The following is a 19164-nucleotide window of genomic DNA, read 5'->3' as shown; positions in this document are numbered from 1 at the left end:
AACTCCTGTCGCAAGAGGGGGGGCCGGCCGGACGTTTCGGACTGCTCCCGCTGGTGATTGCCTGTCTCAAGGTATAGCAGAGGATGGGGAACTGGCAAGGTGCCAGGGGGCGGCCGGATTCTCAATGCTTCGCCCAGGGAAGAGCTTCTCCATCGGTCCGATCGACGATGCAGGCGGCCAGCGCCCGCTTGCCGGCTCACTTCGTTTTTTCCCGCGTGCGTCGATTGACTCCCCCCATCCAAAGGGATAAGATTATGCAGAACTTTGAATAATTTCAGCAGTTCCGGTACGTTTCAAGGATCTTAGCCATGAATCACCCGTCAGTAAGCACCTTCGTCAAGACCTATGGCATTATCCAGATCGTGATCTGGACGGCAATGATCGCGCTGGTGCTGTCCATGACTGTCTATTTCCACCATTACTACACCCTCAAATCCGCCGAGAACGAGGCGCGGGACTACTACCGGCTCAATCTGTTCTACCGGGCCTGGGGTGCACGGCTGGGCGGGGTCTATGCCCCAATGGACAAGGTCGAACCCAACCCCCACCTCAATGTTGCCCGGCGGGATGTGACCACGAGCGACGGACAGCGGTTGACGCTCATCAACCCTGCTTACATGACCAGAATGGTTTTTGAAGCAATCAAGGCATCGTCTGATTCACCCATTATCAGCAAACTTGTCAGCCTCAAACCGCTCAACCCCGTCAATGTGCCGGATCAATGGGAGAGGGGAGCCCTTGCCGCCATAGAACGGGGTGAAATCACCGAACGGTCGGAGGTGACCGCATTGAACGGCACCCCCTATCTGCGGCTCCTCTCCCGCTTTGTTACCGAAGAGCCTTGCCTCAAGTGCCATGCGGCCCAGGGATACCGACTGGGGGACATCAGGGGAGGGATCAGCATCTCGATTCCGCTCTCCGGCTACTATGGGTCGGAAGTAAAGGTCAGGAACAACATCATTGCCGGTTATGTCAGCCTCTGGCTGGTGGGGAGTGCGGGGATTGCCCTCTATTCCCGCCGCCGCCACTTCTACGAGGAAGAACTGCGTGCCAGCGAGGAGAAATTCCGCACCGTCTGCGACTGGACCCAGGACTGGGAATACTGGACCGATCCCGCAGGCGCCATACAGTACATCTCCCCCTCCTGCGAACGGGTGACCGGGTACCCCCCGGCCGATTTCCATGCCGATCCGGGGCTGGTGACACGGCTCGTCCATCCCGACGACCAGCGGCTGCTCAGGGAACACCAGTGCCGGGTTCCGGGCGATCAGCCCGGCACAGCTACGGAAATCGACTTCAGGATCGTTACCCGAGCGGGAGAAGTGCGGTGGATGCACCATGTCTGTCGCCAGGTCTTTGCCCATGGTGCCTACCTGGGGCAACGGGTCTCCAACCGCGACGTGACCGAGCGGAAGGAGGCGGACCGGGCGCTTCAGGAGAGCGAGGGGAAGCTCAGGGTGATCTTCGACGTCATCCAGGCCGGCATCGTCCTGGTTGCACCGGATGGCCTGATTACCTATGCCAACCAGCGGATGGCTGAGATGCTCGGCTGCACCATGGAGGAACTGGTCGGTTCCAGCTACCTGTCCCACGTCCATCCGGACGACAGAAGCGTGTCCGAAGGTCGCATGGGCCAGCTCGCCCGGCGTGAGAAGGATTTCGTTACGGAAGAACGCCATTTTCTTCGCGCAGACGGGAGCGATTTCTGGGGTTATGTGAGCGGTCGGCTGCAGACCACCCTGGAAGGAGAAACGATCTGTTTCGTCGGGACCATCGCGGATGTGTCCGAACTGAAGGCCGAGGAGGAAAAGCGTCACAAGCTGGAACAGCAGATGCTCCACGTGCAGAAGCTGGAAAGCCTCGGCGTCCTTGCGGGCGGCATTGCCCACGACTTCAACAACATCCTGCTCTCCATTACCGGCAACGCCAGCCTGGCGCTGAAACGGGTCACGTCCGGGTCTCCGGCGGAGCACCATCTCAGGCAGATCGAGTCGGCTGCCGACAAGGCTGCGGATCTTGCGCGCCAGATGCTCGCCTATTCGGGCAAGGGGCGCTTTGTTGTCGAGCCGGTGGATCTCAATCAGCTCGTCGAGGAGATGACCTCCATGCTGGAGGTGTCGATCTCCAAGAAGGCGATCCTCCGTTATCACCTCACCCGGCCGCTTCCTGCCATCGAGGCCGATCCGACCCAGATCCGCCAGATCGTCATGAACCTGACCATCAACGCTTCCGAGGCGATCGGGGAAAAGAGCGGTGTCATCTCCGTCTTTACCGGCTGTATGGAGTGCGACCGGAAGTACCTTGCGGAAACCTGGCTCGACAAAGATCTCGTTGAAGGGCTCTATGTCTTTCTGGAAGTCGCGGACACCGGCTGCGGCATGGATCGGGAGACCATCGAGCGGGTATTCGAACCGTTTTTCACCACCAAGTTCACCGGACGGGGGCTGGGAATGGCGGCCATTCTCGGGATCGTCAGGGGGCACAAGGGGGCCATCAAGGTCTACAGCGAGCCGGGCAAGGGGAGCACATTCAAGGTCCTGATCCCCGCTGGCACGAGGCCCCCGGAGATCTACAACGTCAGCCCCGAACAGGACAGCTGGCAGGGAGCCGGCACGATCCTGCTGGTGGACGATGAGGAGACGATCCGGGCCATCGGTTCCGACATGCTCCGGGAGCTGGGATTCAACGTGATCTGTGCCGAGGATGGCGAAAAAGCGCTGGAAATATACCGGCAGAAGCGGGATGAAATATCCCTTGTGCTCCTGGATCTTACCATGCCGCACTTGAGCGGGGACGAGACGTTTCGGGAGCTGCGCAGGATCGACGCGCAGGTAAGGGTCGTCATGTCCAGCGGTTTCAGCGAACAGGAGGTTACCCAGAAGTTCCTCGGCAAAGGTCTGTCCGATTTCATCCAGAAGCCGTACACCCTGCAGTCGTTGAAGGAGAAACTGAGAAGGATACTTAGCTGAGCTGCGCTGATTATGCTGCTGGAAAGAGACAGCCCCTGCCCGGAACCGGACAGGGGCTGTTGTCGTATCGGGAGCGGCCGTCCTCCCGGCGGTCAGGTTTCCGTAACGGTCACGGCAGCTTCCCGCTCCCGGTCCTTGCTGTGATCGCGGGCCATGAGCATGTAGATGGAGGGGACGACAAAGAGGGTAAAGAGGGTGCCGACGAACATCCCCCCTACCAGGACCAGACCGATGGAGTTCCGGGCGGCGGCGCCAGCGCCGGTGACCAGGGTCAGGGGGAAATGGCCGGCAATGGTGGCGGCGCTGGTCATGAGAACCGGCCGCAGGCGCGTCATGGCTGACTGGCGCACCGCATCGAGCTTGGGGAGCCCCTGCAGCTGCAGCTGGTTGGCGAATTCGACGATCAGGATGCCGTTTTTGGAGACCAGCCCCACCAGGGTTACCAGGCCGACCTGGGAATAGATGTTGAGCGTGGTGGTCCAGCCGTGGGTCCAGAAGGGGACGTTGGGGTCAGGCATCTTCAGGAAGGTGAAGATGAGCGCACCGAAGATCGCCAGGGGGACCGATCCGGCGAGGATGACAAAGGGGTCGCGGAAGCTGTTGAACTGGGCCGCCAGCACCAGGAAGATCAGGACGATGGCAAGGCCGAAGGCCGGGAGGAACTTGTTCCCCTCGGTGCGGAGCTGGCGGGATTCGCCGGTGTAGTCGAGGACATATCCTTTGGGGAGGATGCCGGCTGCCTCGTCCTCCAGGTAGCGGAGGGCTTCGTCCAGGGGGCGCACCGCAACGCCGCTGATCTTCACCGCATTGAGCTGCTGGAATCGGTTGAGCGAGCGGGGGACTACGGTCTCGCGCAGGGTGGCAACAGTGGAGAAGGGGACCAGCTTGCCGCCGGGGCCAGTGACATAGACATCCTTGAGCTGGTCCGGGTTCAGACGGCCGATCCGCTGGATCTGCGGTATGACCTTGTAACTGCGCCCCGAGATGTCAAACCGGTTGACGTAGTTGCCGCCGACCATCCCCCCCAGGTCGGCGCCGATCTGCTCCAGGCTGAGACCGAGGGATGCGACCTTGTCGCGGTCGATGACGAATTCGGTCTGGGGCTGGTCGATCTTCACGTCGATGAGCGGCGGGAAGGCGAACATGCCGCTCTTCATCGCCTTCAGCTGCAGTTTCTGGGCAAATTCCAGGATCTGGCTGGTCTCGGCGGTGGAGGCGAGGATGAATTCCACCGGGAACTGGCCGCCGCCGGGGAGTGCCGGCGGGGTGACCGGAAACATCCGGATACCGGGGATCTGCTGCAGCTTCTGCTGCACCTCGGGAAGGATCTGGAACACGGTCCGCTTCCGGTCGTCCCACGGTTTCATCACCATGCCGCCGAAACCGGAACTGGGGAAGGTGATCTGGAAGGTGAAATCGGTCTCGGGGATGCCCATAAAGATCCGGTTTGCTGCCGCGGCATACTGGCTGGTCTGGTCGAGGGTGGAGTTGGCTGCGGCGTCGAGGATGCCGAAGATGACCCCCTGGTCTTCGGTCGGCGCCAGCTCTCGGGCCGACATGGTGAACATCGGGATGGTAATGAGACTCACCACGACCCAGACGGTGTAGACCGCGGGACGGGCGTGCAGGGTGGCATCGAGCAAGCGGCCGTAAAAGGTTCTCAGACGCTTGAAGTCGCGGGTGATGCGGCCCGCCAGACCGTGTTCCCCGCTGCCCTGCTTGAGCAGCTTGGCCGACATCACCGGCGACAGGGTCAGTGCGACGATGCCGGAGATGGTGACCGCTCCGGCCAGGGTAAAGGCGAACTCGCGGAAAAGCGCCCCGGTCAGCCCCCCCTGCAGGCCGATGGGGAGATAGACTGCCGCCAGGGTTACGGTCATGGCGATGATCGGGCCGACCAGTTCGCGAGCCCCCAACAGGGCCGCTTCCATGGGGGTTTTCCCTTCGCCCAGATGCCGCTCCACGTTCTCCACCACCACGATGGCGTCGTCCACCACGAGACCGACCGAGAGGACCACGGCCAGCAGGGTGAGCAGGTTGACGGTGAAACCGAAGGCTTGCATCAGGAAGACCCCGCCGATGAGCGACACCGGGATTGCCACCACCGGTATGAAGACCGAGCGGAAGGAGCCGAGGAAGAGGAAGATGACCACTATGACGATCAGCAGCGTGTCGCCGAGGGTCTTGAGCACCTCATGGATGGCGTTGTTGATATATTCGGTGGCGTCATAGGCGATGCGCGCCTGCATGCCGGTGGGGAGGTCTTTCTGGATGGCTGCCATCTCCGTCCTGACCCGTTTGATGACGTCGATGGAGTTGGCATTGGGAAGGGGCCAGATCCCCATGAAGACGGCGGTCTGCCCGGAAAAGCGGACCTCGGCGTTGTAGTCCTCGGCGCCGAGCACTACGTCGGCGATGTCGGAGAGCCGCACGATGGTGCCGTTCTGCTCGCGTACGGCCAGCTGCCTGAATTCTTCCACCGTGTTCAGGTTGGTGTTGGCGGTGAGGTTGACTTGGATGAGCGAACCCTTGCTCGTGCCGAGCGCCGCCAGGAAGTTGTTGGCTGCCAGGGCCTGGCGAACCTGCGCCGGGCTGATGTTGAGAGCGGCCATCCGCTCCGGCTTGAGCCAGACACGCATGGCAAAGGTCCGGGCACCGAGGATGTCGGCCCGTTGCACCCCGGGGATGGCAGAGAGCCGCGGCTGGACGATCCGAACCAGGTAGTCGGTGATTTCGTTCTGCTGCAGGATGTCCGATGAGAAGCTCAGGTAGGCGGAGGCGAATTCACTGTCGGCAGACTCGATATTGATGACCGGCACTTCTGCCTCGGGCGGCAGGTCGTTTCGGACCTGATCCACCTTGGAACTGATCTCGGCCAGAGCCTTGGTGCCGTCGTAGTTGAGCCTCAGGCGTATCTTGATGGTGGAGAGCCCCAGCGAGCTCTCGGACTCCATGTAGTCGATGCCGTCGGCAGCGGCAATGGCGCGCTCCAGCGGGGTGGTGACGAAACCGCGGACCAGGTCGGCACTGGCGCCGGTGTAGATGGTGGTGACCGTGACCGCGGCATTCTCGCTACGCGGATATTGGCGGACGTTGAGGGTGCGGATTGCCTGCAGGCCAGCGATGACGATGACCAGGTTGACCACCAGGGCAAGAACGGGTCGGCGTATGAAGAGGTCGGTGATTTTCATGGAGCGTCAGTTGTTTTCCGGGGTGGGCGCTTTCCGGAAGTCGGGGGAGAGCTTGTTGTCGACCACCACGGCCTGGCCGTTGCGCAGCTTGAAGACGCCGGTGCTGACCACGGTCTCGCCTTCCTTGACCCCGCTGGCAATGGCGACGAAATCGCCCCGTTTCTGGGCGAGACGGACGAACTGTTGGCGCAGCACCTTACCCTTCTTGTCCTTGGCATCCTCGACGATAAAGATCGAATCGCTGTAGGGGGCATACATGATCGCAGTGGCCGGAAGGACAATGACCTTCCGACGTCCGGGGAGCCCGACCGCCACGTTGACGAACATGCCGGGGCGCAGCTTTTCATCCCGGTTTGTCACCGTTGCTTGGAGCTTGACGTTGCGTGTATCGGCATCCACCAGGGGGTTGATGGCGGTGATCCTCCCCTCGATCGTTTCTCCCGGCAGCGCATCGCTGGTCACCCGCACCGGCAGGCCGCGTCTGACCTGGCCGAGTTGCTGCTGGGGGAGGGAGAAGTCGATAAAGATCGGGTCGAGGGCCTGCAGCGTGACGATCGGGTTCCCTTCGCTCAGGATCTGCCCCAGGTTGACCTGGCGGATGCCGAGCCGGCCGCTGAACGGGGCTCGGATCGTCTTCTTGGCAATGGTGGCGCGAATGTTGTCGGCCTGGGCCACGGCCTGCTCGTAGGTGGCGACTGCCTTGTCGTGGTCGGCCTGGGAGATGATCTTGTCGGCGAGCAGTTCATCGGCGCGCTTGAGATCGGTGCGGGCAAGATTGGCCTGAGCCTTGGCGCCGGGGAGCTGGGCCTCCTCGGAGCTGGTGTCCAGTCGTATCAGCAGGTCCCCTTTGCTGACCTTTGACCCCGGTTCAAAGGCGATCTTCACCACTTTGCCAGGGAGTTCGGCGGCAATGGTAACCCCCTGCACGGCATTCAGCGTACCGACCGAGGTCAGGGCTGTTTCCCAGGTTTCTGCCGTGGCCGTGGCAGTCGTCACGGTTTCCGGAGAAGGGACGAACTTTTTCCCTTGGTCGACCATGGCGCCGATCTGTAATGCCTTGACGGCGGCAAGGATGGCAACGAGAATGATCAGGCCGATGATGACGATGATGATGCGTTTCTTCATGACAATGACGGCTCCGACAACGGATTGGTTCGGGACGTGGATGGCAGCCGTGTCGGGTCCGACAGCGCACTGCCTTGATGTTTCACTGTTATAGCATTATGAGAAAATGTTGCAATAACCATTTTCCGATATCTGCTAGGGGATGAAAGAGGCCTGCACATTTTCTCCTCGATTGCCGGGGGGGAAATCTGCTACTACTGGAGAGCCCGCTCCCGCTGGAGGAGACGGGTGTTCAGCTACGGGTTTTCATGAGGTGATCGATGCTGTCGTATCTGGCAACGGGTGCGCTTTTCGGAGTCACGGCGGGTTTTTCGCCAGGGCCGCTGCTGACGCTGGTCATTTCCCAGACCTTGCGCCACGGTATCAGGGAAGGGGCCAAGGTTGCCATGGTCCCGCTGGCGACGGACTTCCCGCTGATCATCGTTTCGGCGTTCCTTTTGACACGGCTGCCCGATTATCGGACACCGCTGGGGATACTCTCGCTCTGCGGCGGCCTGTTCGTGCTCTATCTCTCCTATGGTAGCTTTCGCACCGGCGGCATTGCGACATCGGTCCTCCCCGATGAGCCTCGGTCTTTCAGGAAAGGGGTTATGGTCAATGCCCTGAACCCCCATTTCTATGTCTTCTGGCTGACCGTCGGCGCACCGATCGTGATCAGGGGCTGGTCGGAAACTCCATTGGCCGCAGCGAGCTTTGCCGTCGGATTTCTTGCCAGCATTGTCGGGACAAAGGTCGTAGTGGCGGTCATTGCCGGCACGTCGAGACAGTTCCTTTCCGGCAGGGGCTACCGCGGAATCATGCGGATTCTCGCCGCCGTCCTGGCTCTCTGCGCCCTGATGCTCATCAGGGAGGGGCTGCTGCTGCTCGGCCTGATCGTGTAACGCTTTGGTTCCGGGTGATTTCCAGGAGTAGTACTCTGCTTGTGTCGCAGGTGTCGGTTCGCCCGGGAACGGAATGATCTCTCTGCCGTTGCTGGCAGGGGCTGTTCAAAGCTTGCATAGCTGTCCCTTTCCGCGTGCATCCGCAGTACCTCCTTCCTGCAGTCCGGTCTGGCAACATGTCGAAATTACACGCAGATGAGATGTGTAAAGAATGGCATGCTGCTTGTACCTGTTGCTGTATCCGAAATAGATCGGCAACAGCAATGACAAAGGGAGGATGACCATATGGCAGGCGAGAGAGTATCGGAAACGGGATGGGATGGGAAAGGCGTGGCCGGGACCATGCAGATGGTGGGATTCACCGTGGGGAGCGAGGAGTTCTGCGTCGATATCCTCAAGGTTCAGGAGATCATCCGCATGGTGCGGATCACCCACATGCCCAATGCTCCTGAATACGTCGAGGGGGTTATCAACCTGCGGGGAAGGGTCATCCCGGTCATCGATTTCCGCAAGCGGATGAAATTGCCTCCGAGCGACGAGATCAATGAACAAAACCGGCGGATTGTGGTCGTCGCCTTCGGCTCCACTCTGGTGGGGATCGTCGTGGACAAGGTCTCTCAGGTCATGAAGATCTCGTCAGAGCAGATAACTGCGACGCCGGAAGTAATAAAGGGCTACGATTCGGAATGTCTCATGGGTGTCGGCAGGGTAGGCGAGCAGCTCATCGTCCTTCTCGACCTGGACAGGATGTTCGGCCAGGAAGAGGCGGCACAGCTCTCCCACGCGGCATGATCACCGGACCATTCGGGACCGTACCCGGTTCCCTCGTTTGGCAGCAGGCGAAAAGCCCCGGAGATTTCCGGGGCTTTTCGCGTAACCGTGTGAAATGACGGTGCGCAAGGTGGCTGTCCGGCAATCGCTCAGTAGGTTACAATGGCCCCTTCGGGATAATCGGCAACCTTCCAGAAATCCACCAGTTCGTTTCGGTTCGAGATGTAACTCCCCAACCGCTCGGCCTTTACCCCTTCCCTGACCCGTACCGTAAAGAGGCAGAAGCCATAGTCATCGTAGCAGTTTACAAACATGGCCATGCTCCTCCTTTCCTATTCTTTTCGATGCTTCGTTTTAATGAGATTATAAGCAAGAGCCTTGCCAAGAAATAGAACATTCTTCGAATCATTCCCATGGCTTGCAGAGTCTCGTTCCGGGCTGCGGCGCGGTCGTCGTCCCTAGGCAGTTCACGTTGCGTGACGCATATGCGGTAGCGGCTGCCTCAATACCGTTCCCATTGACAGATCACTGCCCATTTACTGGGCAGAACCTGGGGAGGGTAGCTGCAGGCAGTCGACTTCCCGGTACGAGCAGTCATTTGAATGATATTGAATAAAATATATTGATTTATATATATGTGGAAAGTAGAATGTGGTGCGGAGACAATGTTACTGTTTGAGGAGGGGGATATGGTGTGGGCTGAGGTGTATGACAAGGAGTCGACCAGGGCATTGCCCCAGTATGTCGCTGCGTTGAAGCAGGCGGTCGAGCGGCGCGGATTCATCATCAACAACGAGGAGAGGATGTCTCTGGCAGACTCCTTCAGCCAGCATGGCATAGCTACGGCCAGTGGCTTCGATATGCACCTGATCCAGGTCTGCAAACCGGAAAAGGCCGCTGTCAGCCTCCAGGCCAATCCCGAACGGGCGGCGCTGATGCCCAAGTGCATAGCTGCCTTCACCCGCAACGGCAGGACCAGGGTCCGCTTCCTCATGTATCACCGGCCGATGATCGAGACGCTGGTGACGAACGACCCTGCGTTTGCCGATTCGCTGGCAGAGAGCTATACTGCCATCAGGGCCATGATCGACGAGGCGTGCTGACCATGTGGCGCGCCTTGGTCAGGATCAACAAGAATCTGGTGCTGGTCATCCCCCTGATGATGGTGGCTGGCTTTGTATTTGGTACAGCCGTGAATGCCGCCCCGCTCAAGGCGCTGGTGATCCCGCTCACCTTCCTGATGGTCTATCCGATGATGGTTACCCTGAAGCTGAAGAAGGTGCTGGAGGGGGGGGACACCAAGGCCCAGCTCTTGACACAGTTGATCAATTTCGCCATCATCCCCTTTGTGGCCTTTGGCCTCGGCCGTCTCTTCTTCAGCGATCAGCCGTTCATGGCGCTGGGGCTGATGCTGGCGGCACTGGTTCCCACCAGCGGCATGACCATTTCCTGGACCGGTTTTGCCAGGGGGAATCTGGAGGCAGCGGTGAAGATGACCGTGGTCGGCCTGATCCTCGGTTCCCTGGCAACGCCACTGTACGTCAAGCTGCTCTTGGGAGCCCACGTGGCCGTTGACACGGCCGGTGTCATGAAGCAGATCGCCTTCATCGTCTTTCTCCCCATGGCCGCCGGTTACGCAACCCAGCAGTGGCTGGTGCGGCGCTACACCCAGAAGGGTTTCCAGGAGACGTGGGCGCCCCGTTTCCCCGGTCTTTCCACCATCGGCGTTCTCGGGATCGTCTTCATCGCCATCGCCCTCAAGGCCAGGGCTATCATGGCTGAACCCTGGGCGCTCGTGACGATCTTCGTACCACTGTTTATCCTTTATGGTATCAACTACCTGCTCAGCACCGGCACGGGCAGGTTGCTGCTACCGCGTGGCGACGCTATCGCCCTGGTCTACGGCACGGTGATGCGCAATCTCTCCATCGCCCTGGCTGTGGCCATGAATGCTTTCGGACCGGCGGGCTCCGATGCGGCCTTAGTCATTGCCCTTGCCTATATCATTCAGGTCCAATCGGCTGCCTGGTACGTCAAATTTACCGACCGGGTCTTCGGGCCGCTGCCGGCGGTGCAAGAGGGATGAGATGACGATCGGCGGGCTCATTGTGCAGATAGTTACAGCGGCCCATAACCACGAAGACCTCCCCGAGGCCCTTCTGGCGGAGATCGATGCCGTAGCCGCATCTTCGGAGCTGCTGCAGGGAAAAGAAGGGGAGCTGCAGACCCTGCTCCGGCAGCTGCATGACTACGATCCCTATGCCGGGGTCGGCTGTTTCGGCGACGGGGTTACCCTGGGAGAGATCAGGCAGACGATCGAGCGGATGCAGCGGGATTCTTCCCGGAGCTGACGACGTATCGCACCTGCCTGCATTACTGCTATTTTCCGGAGCATATTCATGTGGAATGAGCGTTACAGCCAGCCGGGCTATATCTACGGCACGAAACCCAACGACTTTCTTGTTTCCATGTCCGGGGCGATACCCCCGGGGAGGGTGCTCTGCCTTGCCGAAGGGGAGGGACGCAATGCAGTCTTCCTTGCATCCTGTGGCTACGAAGTGGTTGCCGTGGATTCTTCCGAGGTGGGGTTGGAGAAGGCGCAGCAGCTTGCCGTCGAGCAGGGAGTTACCATAACCACCGTCCTGGCCGATCTGCGTGACTATCCCATAGAACCTGCTAGCTGGGAGGGGATTGTCTCCATTTTCTGCCATCTGCCGCGGGAGCTGCGCGTGCCGCTTCACAGTGCCGTGGTCAGGGGGCTCAAGCCGGGAGGGGTCTTCATCCTCGAAGGTTTCACACCGCAGCAGCTCGGACGAGGCACCGGCGGCCCGCCAAACGTGGAGCTGCTCATGTCGCTGGCCGATCTGCGTACTGAGCTGGCAGGGCTGAAGATGGTCCATGCCTGCGAGATCGTGCGGGAGGTCGTGGAGGGGACGTACCACACCGGCCTGGCATCGGTGGTGCAGATCGTCGGGGCCAGGTGAGAAAGGCTCTGGCGGTTCTCTCTGGCAGGGCTTACCGTACCGCAAACATCTCCAGCAGGCCCCGAAACTCCTTTTTCTCCAGTTTTACCGGTTGCATCCGCGCCAGGGGCCTGCTCTGCCGCGGATTCGCCAGCCATTTTTCCAGCCGGTCCCGGGTCCAGGGCTCACCCCGTCCATAGTTCGCCGGGTAGAACTTTGTCAGAAGACCCGAGAGATTCGGTCCCACATCCCCTCTGCCCACCCCCCCGAGGCGCGTTGTCAGCATCCGGTGGCAGCCGCCGCACCGTTTGACGAAGATGTTCTCCCGCAGGTCATCCCCTTTACTGAATCGGACCACCAGCGGCGGCTCTGCGGCATTTCCCCTCTGCTTTGCCGCACCTGCCAGGATGGCATTCACCAGATCTGCGGCTGTCGGCTCGTCGAAGCGGAAATCGGGCATGAACGCGACCGGTTCACGGATGGATGCCAGGAGCGTCCGGGGATGGCGGTGCGAGAGGCGGTCCAGGTTGCCGGCCAGGCGATTGCCGGTACCGTTGGTGGTGTGGCAGCGACGGCAGGCCGCTTTTTTCAGCCATTCCGTGCCGCGGGCAACTGCCGGGTCGTTGGGGAGCCGGTGTCGGGCAAGGTTGCCGGGGACCAGGTCCCGGTGGGCTATCTCCATGCGCAGGGAACGGCCGTCGCCGCGGTGGCAGCCGGTGCAGCTGCCCAACTCCACGTGGTGGGGCGGGTGGCAGGTGAGACAGGCCAGGCTCGCGGCAAAGGCGTCTGTGGAGAGGGCCGCCAGTAGAGGAAAAATCAGAATGGCGTGACGAACGACCATTGGGGCCCCCGAAGGTATGCGGCAACGCAGGTGAGGATGATGATCAGGCTAAAGACGGCCAAGGTGATGATGTTGACGGCCAGCTGTCCGCGCGGCAGCCAGGAGGCGCGCCAGGCGTGGCGATGGAGCGGCAGCCAGGGGAGGAGGAGGAAGAGGAGCCCCGTGGCCAGGGCAGGGTAGATGAGAACGGTGCTGTAACTGACCAGTTCCTGGATCCAGAGGAGGAACCAGGCCGACTTGGCCGGGTTGGGCGGGTTGCCCGGATCGGCCGGGCCGAGCAGGGGGGCCGGCAGCAGGACCCCGCCGCAGAGGGCAAGGACGAGGAAAATGAGCAGCGCGCCGTAGATGAGTCGGAAGAAGTGGGGCGAACTCTTGATGAAATCCTGTTTTCCGTAACGATCTGGTGTCATAGGTAGGGGAGAATTCCTTTGTTCTTCCTCACCCGGTAGAAATGGAGGCAGGAGAGGGCAAGGATCGCCACCGGCAGGATGGCGACATGGAGGATGTAGAAGCGGAGCAGCGACAGCGGCGCCCCGACCTGGTCGGGAACGAGGATGCCATGGATGATGCTTCCTAACGGCAGAGCCAGGAGCAGCTCCATGCCGGTCTGGGTGGCCCAGTAGGCAAGCTGGTCCAGCGGCAGGAGGTAGCCGGTATATCCGGTGAAGAGCCCGATGCCGAGGAGGCAGCAGCCGATGACCCAGTTGAGCTGGCGGGGGCGCTGGTAGGCTCCGGTGAGAAGCACTCGCAGGGTGTGCAGGAAGAGGAGGATCAGGAACAGGTGCGAGGCGAGCCGGTGCAGACTCCGGAGGTAGAGCCCTCCCCAGACCTCCCGTTCCAGGACCAGGATGGAGGCATAGGCACGTTCCGGTGCGGGCTGGTAGTGGCAGGCCAGGAGCACCCCCGATGCCATGAGGAGGAGAAAGGCGCTAAAGGCGAGCCCTCCCAGGCAGAAGGTATAGGAGATGGCCAGGTTCCTCTTCAGGACCACTCGGGGAAAGAGATGGCGGATAAAATCTCGGAACACGCGATTACTTCTCCTCTCAGCCGGAAACGACCAGCCGGTCTCCCCTGACCGCTACCGTGAGACGGGGAAGCGGCCTGGTGGCCGGCCCTTTGACGACGCGCCCCTCCCTGTCGAAGACGCTGCCGTGGCAGGGGCAGAAGAGCCCGCTGGCGCCGACCGAGACGGTGCAGCCCAGGTGGGTGCAGACCAGGCTCAGTGCATAGTAGCCGCTTTCGCTGCGGACGACCGCTACCCGCTCCTCGCGGAAGACCAGGGCGCTGTCAGCCGGGATGTCGGCCAGCGGGGCGCTGAGGATCTCCCGTTGCGGGACCTTTCGGGGGCGCAGAAACCGGCCGAGCCCCGCCAGTGCGGCAATGCCGGCGGTCAGCGCGACGAGGAACCGTCGACGCGATTGACGAACGTCTGCCATTTTTCCAGATAGCCTTTCTGAAAAGCGTTTGTCCGGGCGGAAAGCCGGCGATAGCGTGCCTCCGGCAGGAACGCTCCGTTGATCACGGTCTGGCCCCGTTGATCCCAGAACGATCCCAGGGTCATGCCGTCTTCCTCCAGCCGGTAGATACGGTCCTGGCTGCTTTCCAACAGGAAGCGGCGCGGAGAATCGTGGCAGTCGTCGCACATGACGGTGCCGCGCCGGATGGTATGGGGGAAATAGGCCTTCCATTCCGCTGCCAGCAGCTGGTTTTCCCTCCCCTCTGCACGATCCCTCACGATATGGGTGTAATAGACGATGAACTGGGGTCGGATCGGGCTGATCCTGCCGCGTGCGTTCAGGCCGAGCGGCGGCGAGTCCTGCTTGCGCAGATAGGCGCTGCGCAGGTATTCACCTGAGGTTTCATCCCATTTCAGCCAGAAATCCTCCCGCGTCGGGCTGTCGGTAAAGCGGAGGAAGAAGCTGCCGTATTCCTGGGGTGCCCAGGCGCTGTGGCAGGCGTAGCATTCCAGCTTTTCCAGGTGAGCCCTGATCCGGTGCTCCACCGGCCGGCTACTGATGCGGTGGCAGTCCGTGCACTCCTTGGCGCTTTTTTGCCCCTGGGCCAGGCTCTGCATGGAATGGCAGTCGCCGCAGGTCAACCCTTTCTCGGCGTGGATGTCGGGGCGCATGGTGAGGTAGTATTCCCCCTGGAAGCGCTTGCCCCGCTGGTAGCGGAGACTGTCCTCACGGGGGGCGCGACCGAAGTAGTCGTTGCCCACGAAATAACCGCGATGACAGTTGAGGCAGAGGTCGGCGCTCGCCGTGCCGATCCGGTGTCCTCCCCCCTGGTGACAGTCCAGGCATCCCTTGAGATGGCACGAGTTGCAGTTCTTGCGGTAGAAATTCGGATCGACTTTGGTGAAGCTGCGGTCGGCAAAGGCCCGCTCCCGGCTGCGCGTGGCCATGACATGGTCGAAAATGGCAGCAAAGCCGCGGTGGCAGCTGTTGCACGGGGCTGCCTCACCGGTGGCGGCGGCAGGATTGGCAACCGTTGCGGATTCGCTCACATGGCAGGAGAGGCAGGCCAGGGAACGATGCGCGCCGGCCATCTCCACGCGGTGGCAGACGCGGCAGTTTTCCGCTGCATGGCCAAGGCCGATGTTAAGGGCGACCAAGCAGGCGCTTATGTACAGTGTCGTCCAGCGCACGATACTCCAGTTTTTTCGCGTAAATGGCATCCTTGTCCCGCGCCTTGTCGTGACAGGTGATGCAGAGGTTGACCTTGAAGACCCTGCGGACCTCGCCGCTGTTCAGGGGCCGAGAATGCTCCCGGGTGATGGCGGCAAAGGCCCGGACCCGGCCGTCGTCCATGGTGAGAAATCCGTCCAGCGGTTTGTCCGGGCACTTGTCGCACATGAGCGTGCCCATGATATCTGCGCCCTCGATCACATGCTGGCCGAACCCGAGAAATCGGGGGTTGGCGTGGCATTCGCGGCAGCCGACCGCCTTTTTCCCGGTGTTGTGGGAAAAGAATGGCGCGAACCTGAGCTGTCGTTTCCCCTTGAAGTGGGCCACGTCTTCGTTGCGCAGCTTGTTGCCTTCTTCGTCGATCACCGTGATAAAGGTCTGGCAACCGGGTGTGACCGCGGAAATCCGGCCGCGCTGGTTCACTGCCAGTGGGAAAGGGTAGAGCATCCGGTAGTCTTCGGTTTCTGAGAACATCCCGGGGCTCTTTTCCCCGGTGATGAAATCCATGCCGTTTTCCCTCAGGTCATAGGTGGTGTGGCAGCCATAGCACTGGACCACGGTCCGCGAATGGCAGGAGTGGCATTCCAGCCGCTGGTGGCCGACGACGGTATGTTCCGGGGTGCCGGTGACGACCTTGGCGGTGAAGATCTTGCCGCTCCGTTTCCCCAGTACCTGCACCTTGCCATCCTTCACGAACACGTTGGAATAGGTGCGCCCCTTGGCAGTGAGCACCATGGCCATGCCGGGGCGCATCTGCATCTTGTAGCCGCGGGATTCGCGTACCGCTTCGTCGCCATCACCGGTTATCACCCGGTAGGTGGGTGGGGCGGTCCCGCCGTGACAGTCTTCGCAAGCAATCTCCACCTGGTGGTAGAGGTTCTGATAGCTGTAGCCGTCCCCCATGATGTCGCGCGAGGTATGGCAGTCGATGCATTCCATGCCGGCAGCGGCATGGATGTCGGGAGCGATATGCACGGCATTCCGGTTCCCGGAGAGGGGGACGGGACCGGACTGCCCGCTTCTGGTGGGGACATGACCGTTGTTGCCGTCGTAGAGCCCCTGGTAGGAAAGGGCGATTCTGCCGCTCCGGTTGTGGCACCTGCTGCAGACCTGGTTCGGGGGGAGCGGCTCCATCCGGTGAGTTGCAGAGTAGGGTTTCCTGTTCCGCATTTCCCGGTCATTCCCGGTATAGGTCGCGTCGTCGTTGACCGGGAAATGGCAGGCAGCGCATCCTCCCGCATGGCTGGAACCGGTTGAGTCGCCGACTTCCGCTCCGATATGGCAGCGGGAGCAGAATTTACGATAGAGTGCGCCGGAGAGGTTGTCCAGTTCCTCTACCGGCTTGAGTTTCAGCGGTTTTCCCGTGGCGTCGAAGGTGTCCCCGCCGCGTGTGGCGTACAGCTTGCCGTCAGCTCCCTCCCAGGTCAGCTGAATGTTGCGGATCATGCCGGTGTTGGTGTACATGAGGCTTCCCCGCAGACGCCCCAGCTGATAAGGGTGGCAGGGGCCGCACCCCTTTTCCCAGTTCCGATGGTCGGACGGGTTCCTGGGGCCGAGCATGCCCCGGTGTGCCTCTTTGGCGCCAGACTGCTTATCGTTGCCGCCATGGCATCCCGGACACTCGGGATGACTGGGCGAGACCGTCTCAATCCCTTTATGACAGGCGAGGCACGATGTGCGATGCGGTGCGGGGGGCGAACAACCGGCATTTCCCCAGATGACGAGGCCGATGAAAAGTGCGCGGACGAGCCATGCGCTTGTCGAGTGAAGGCGTGCTGACACGGAGGGGATGGTCGCTTTCCGGTGTTCGGTTGTCAAGTGAAATAATTCCGGTATAACTATGACAATTATGCCATTTTTCTGGTAAATATTACAAAAGTAATATAAATTGGTTGATGAATATTGGCATGATCCTCCGACGATAGCAATAGGTAAACAGACAGCCACAACAAATGAAAAGGGGGTAGTACATGGTTCAACGAAACAGGCATTGGCGATTCATCTCCGGTTCGCTGGCATTCAGCGCACTGATGGTATCATGGTCGGTTGCAACTGCAGCCGATCAGACATCGGCACTCCCCTCAGATGCCAAGATATGTCTTAACTGCCACAAGCCGCAGGCCAATAACCTGCGCGGGCATTGGGAAAGCGTTGCCATGAAATCATCGTCGATCCAGTTGAAGGTCGACAACCGTGCAGAGATCCTCAAGTTCGACAAGAGCAAACTGCAGGTGCTGAACACGGGTGAGAAGGGCGACGTGGAGAAGCAGTTGCGGAGTATCAAGAAGGGGCACGAAGTCCGTATCGAGTATACTGAGAAGGATGGCTCCAAGTACGCCCAGGTTGTCTCCTCCAAGCCGCCGGTCAAAATCTCAGACGCCGAGAAAATCTCTAGCGGCGACGTGGAAAAGCTCGTGGCACAGGGGCCGCAGAAGGGAAAATATACCCTGATCGATTCCCGCCCCGGTCCCAAGTTCAAGGAGGGAGCCATCCCCACGGCAATCAGCCTGCCGTTTCCCCAGTTTGACAAGATGGTTGACCGTCTGCCAGCGGACAAGAACAGCTTGGTCATTTTCTACTGCAGCGGCGTCACCTGCAACATGAGCCCCGGTTCGTTGCAGAAGGCAAAAAAACTTGGGTACACCAATGCCAAGGTTTTCGTCGAAGGGATGCCCGAATGGTTCAACAAGCACTACGGGGTAACCCTGGCAAAGGATTTCAAGGATGCCTACAAGGATATGCCGTTCGTCCTGCTTGACACCCGTAAGCCAGCGGCGGCAGAAAAGGGTTTCATCCCCGGAGCGGTGACCTTTACGGAAGTGGACGAGAAGTCGCTCAAATCGCTGCCCGACAAGAAGATGAAGGCACCGATCATCGTATACGATGCGGATGGGACGGAGAATGCTGCGTCTGTGGCTGCAAAGATCGCCGAAGCCGGCTATGCGAACGTGGTTGTGCTGCGTGACGGCATTGCCGGATGGGAGCAGGCGAAACTGCCGGTGGCAACCGGCGCGCTCGCAACGAAGATCGTTTTTGTGCCCAAGCCGAAGCCGGGCGAGATCGACGTCGAGGAGTTCAGGAAATACCTGACTGCCATCCCGGCGGACACCATTCTTGTGGATGTCAGGCTGCCCGAAGAGGTCAAGGAAGGGTCGATCAAGGGGGCAGTGAACATCCCGGCAGCCGATATCGACCAGAACCTGGCAAAGCTCCCCAAGGACAAGAAGATCGTCGCTTACTGCAACACCGGCACCCAGGCAGAGATGGCCTATCATACCCTCAAGGCAAAGGGCTATACCAACATCCATTTCCTGAATGCCAAACTTTTCTTCGATGACGGCAGCGTGGAGATCAGCAAATAGTTCCCTTTGCGGAAACCTGCTGAGGAGAGTTGCACCTGCATGAAAAAACCCCGGATGGCAAGGCCATCCGGGGTTTTATTGTAGCAACGGCCTGGGGCGGCCTAGCAGCCGGCAGCCTCTTTCTTCTTCATCGGTTTTTTTTCGTCTTTTTTTTCTTTTTTGGCGTCTTTCTTGTCCTTCTTGGCGTCTTTCTTTACCTCTTTTGCGGCAGCTTCGTCCTTTTTCGGCTCTTCGGCAAAGGCAAGACCGGAGAGGCTCAGGGTGAGCAGTGCGGCAGCAAGCAGTGCGATGATTCTCTTCATGTGATTCCTCCTTAATGCTGGTTTTATTGCCCGGATTTTACCGGATACGTATCTGACAATCAAGCACCTTCT

18 protein-coding genes are annotated in these 19164 nt (G+C 60.4%); 8 read left to right on the top strand and 10 right to left on the bottom strand.

Features of this window, described 5'->3' with window-relative positions; all coding sequences use genetic code 11:
* The first annotated feature begins 308 nt into the window (after nt 1-308).
* Nucleotides 309-2969, top strand: coding sequence for a PAS domain S-box protein (locus tag GJT30_05130; GenBank protein MSM38991.1), 2661 nt, complete (start codon nt 309-311; stop codon nt 2967-2969).
* Between the two features lie 92 nt (nt 2970-3061).
* Here the strand turns inward: GJT30_05130 and GJT30_05125 are convergent, their stop codons facing one another.
* Both GJT30_05125 and GJT30_05120 read right to left on the bottom strand, forming a co-directional pair.
* The gene (locus GJT30_05125; GenBank protein ID MSM38990.1) at nt 3062-6160 is read right to left on the bottom strand and encodes a multidrug efflux protein; all 3099 of its coding nucleotides are present in this window, start codon (nt 6158-6160) and stop codon (nt 3062-3064) included.
* Nucleotides 6161-6166: 6 nt separating this feature from the next.
* A complete protein-coding gene (locus GJT30_05120; GenBank protein ID MSM38989.1) occupies nt 6167-7285 on the bottom strand; it encodes an efflux RND transporter periplasmic adaptor subunit in 1119 nt (372 codons plus the stop codon).
* A gap of 260 nt (nt 7286-7545) precedes the next feature.
* Here GJT30_05120 and GJT30_05115 point away from each other — a divergent pair, with 260 nt between their 5' ends.
* Both GJT30_05115 and GJT30_05110 read left to right on the top strand, forming a co-directional pair.
* The gene (locus GJT30_05115) at nt 7546-8166 is read left to right on the top strand and encodes a LysE family translocator (protein ID MSM38988.1); all 621 of its coding nucleotides are present in this window, start codon (nt 7546-7548) and stop codon (nt 8164-8166) included.
* 342 nt (nt 8167-8508) lie between these two features.
* The gene (locus GJT30_05110) at nt 8509-8958 is read left to right on the top strand and encodes a chemotaxis protein CheW (protein MSM38987.1); all 450 of its coding nucleotides are present in this window, start codon (nt 8509-8511) and stop codon (nt 8956-8958) included.
* Nucleotides 8959-9086: 128 nt separating this feature from the next.
* On the opposite strand, the gene GJT30_05105 is transcribed toward GJT30_05110, so the two are convergent.
* A complete protein-coding gene (locus tag GJT30_05105; protein ID MSM38986.1) occupies nt 9087-9257 on the bottom strand; it encodes a hypothetical protein in 171 nt (56 codons plus the stop codon).
* 369 nt (nt 9258-9626) lie between these two features.
* On the opposite strand from GJT30_05105, the gene GJT30_05100 reads away from it, so the two are divergent.
* Genes GJT30_05100 through GJT30_05085 form a run of 4 tightly spaced genes read left to right on the top strand, consistent with a single transcriptional unit; the run spans nt 9627 to nt 11921 of the window.
* Nucleotides 9627-10040 (top strand): DUF302 domain-containing protein, encoded by a 414-nt coding sequence (locus tag GJT30_05100; protein ID MSM38985.1) that lies wholly within the window; start codon nt 9627-9629, stop codon nt 10038-10040.
* Between the two features lie 2 nt (nt 10041-10042).
* The gene (locus tag GJT30_05095) at nt 10043-11023 is read left to right on the top strand and encodes an arsenic resistance protein (protein MSM38984.1); all 981 of its coding nucleotides are present in this window, start codon (nt 10043-10045) and stop codon (nt 11021-11023) included.
* Nucleotide 11024: 1 nt separating this feature from the next.
* Complete coding sequence (locus tag GJT30_05090; GenBank protein ID MSM38983.1) at nt 11025-11288, top strand: hypothetical protein; 264 nt, start codon at nt 11025-11027, stop codon at nt 11286-11288.
* A 48-nt stretch (nt 11289-11336) separates the two neighbouring features.
* Nucleotides 11337-11921 carry a methyltransferase domain-containing protein gene (locus GJT30_05085; GenBank protein ID MSM38982.1) on the top strand — a complete coding sequence of 195 codons (585 nt, stop codon included), beginning with the start codon at nt 11337-11339 and terminating at the stop codon, nt 11919-11921.
* A gap of 31 nt (nt 11922-11952) precedes the next feature.
* Here GJT30_05085 and GJT30_05080 read toward each other — a convergent pair whose 3' ends face one another.
* From GJT30_05080 to GJT30_05055, 6 genes are read right to left on the bottom strand one after another with little or no spacing between them, the layout of a single operon-like run.
* Nucleotides 11953-12741 carry a cytochrome C gene (locus tag GJT30_05080; protein ID MSM38981.1) on the bottom strand — a complete coding sequence of 263 codons (789 nt, stop codon included), beginning with the start codon at nt 12739-12741 and terminating at the stop codon, nt 11953-11955.
* A complete protein-coding gene (locus GJT30_05075; protein MSM38980.1) occupies nt 12717-13151 on the bottom strand; it encodes a cytochrome B6 in 435 nt (144 codons plus the stop codon). Before GJT30_05075 ends, GJT30_05080 begins: the two co-directional genes overlap by 25 nt.
* Entirely contained in the window at nt 13148-13768 is a 621-nt protein-coding gene (locus GJT30_05070) for a DUF4405 domain-containing protein (GenBank protein MSM38979.1), read from the bottom strand. Before GJT30_05070 ends, GJT30_05075 begins: the two co-directional genes overlap by 4 nt.
* Nucleotides 13769-13784: 16 nt before the next feature.
* Nucleotides 13785-14177 carry a Rieske 2Fe-2S domain-containing protein gene (locus GJT30_05065; GenBank protein ID MSM38978.1) on the bottom strand — a complete coding sequence of 131 codons (393 nt, stop codon included), beginning with the start codon at nt 14175-14177 and terminating at the stop codon, nt 13785-13787.
* The gene (locus GJT30_05060; GenBank protein ID MSM38977.1) at nt 14132-15388 is read right to left on the bottom strand and encodes a cytochrome C; all 1257 of its coding nucleotides are present in this window, start codon (nt 15386-15388) and stop codon (nt 14132-14134) included. Before GJT30_05060 ends, GJT30_05065 begins: the two co-directional genes overlap by 46 nt.
* A complete protein-coding gene (locus tag GJT30_05055; protein ID MSM38976.1) occupies nt 15342-17159 on the bottom strand; it encodes a cytochrome C in 1818 nt (605 codons plus the stop codon). Before GJT30_05055 ends, GJT30_05060 begins: the two co-directional genes overlap by 47 nt.
* 239 nt (nt 17160-17398) lie before the next feature.
* Here GJT30_05055 and GJT30_05050 point away from each other — a divergent pair, with 239 nt between their 5' ends.
* The gene (locus tag GJT30_05050; GenBank protein MSM38975.1) at nt 17399-18790 is read left to right on the top strand and encodes a sulfurtransferase; all 1392 of its coding nucleotides are present in this window, start codon (nt 17399-17401) and stop codon (nt 18788-18790) included.
* A 101-nt stretch (nt 18791-18891) separates the two neighbouring features.
* On the opposite strand, the gene GJT30_05045 is transcribed toward GJT30_05050, so the two are convergent.
* Nucleotides 18892-19092 carry a hypothetical protein gene (locus GJT30_05045; GenBank protein ID MSM38974.1) on the bottom strand — a complete coding sequence of 67 codons (201 nt, stop codon included), beginning with the start codon at nt 19090-19092 and terminating at the stop codon, nt 18892-18894.
* Nucleotides 19093-19164: the final 72 nt, after the last annotated feature.

Origin of the sequence: Geobacter sp., assembly GCA_009684525.1 — a bacterium.
Lineage (GTDB): Bacteria > Desulfobacterota > Desulfuromonadia > Geobacterales > DSM-12255 > Geoanaerobacter.
This window is presented reverse-complemented; position numbering and strand designations above follow the sequence as displayed.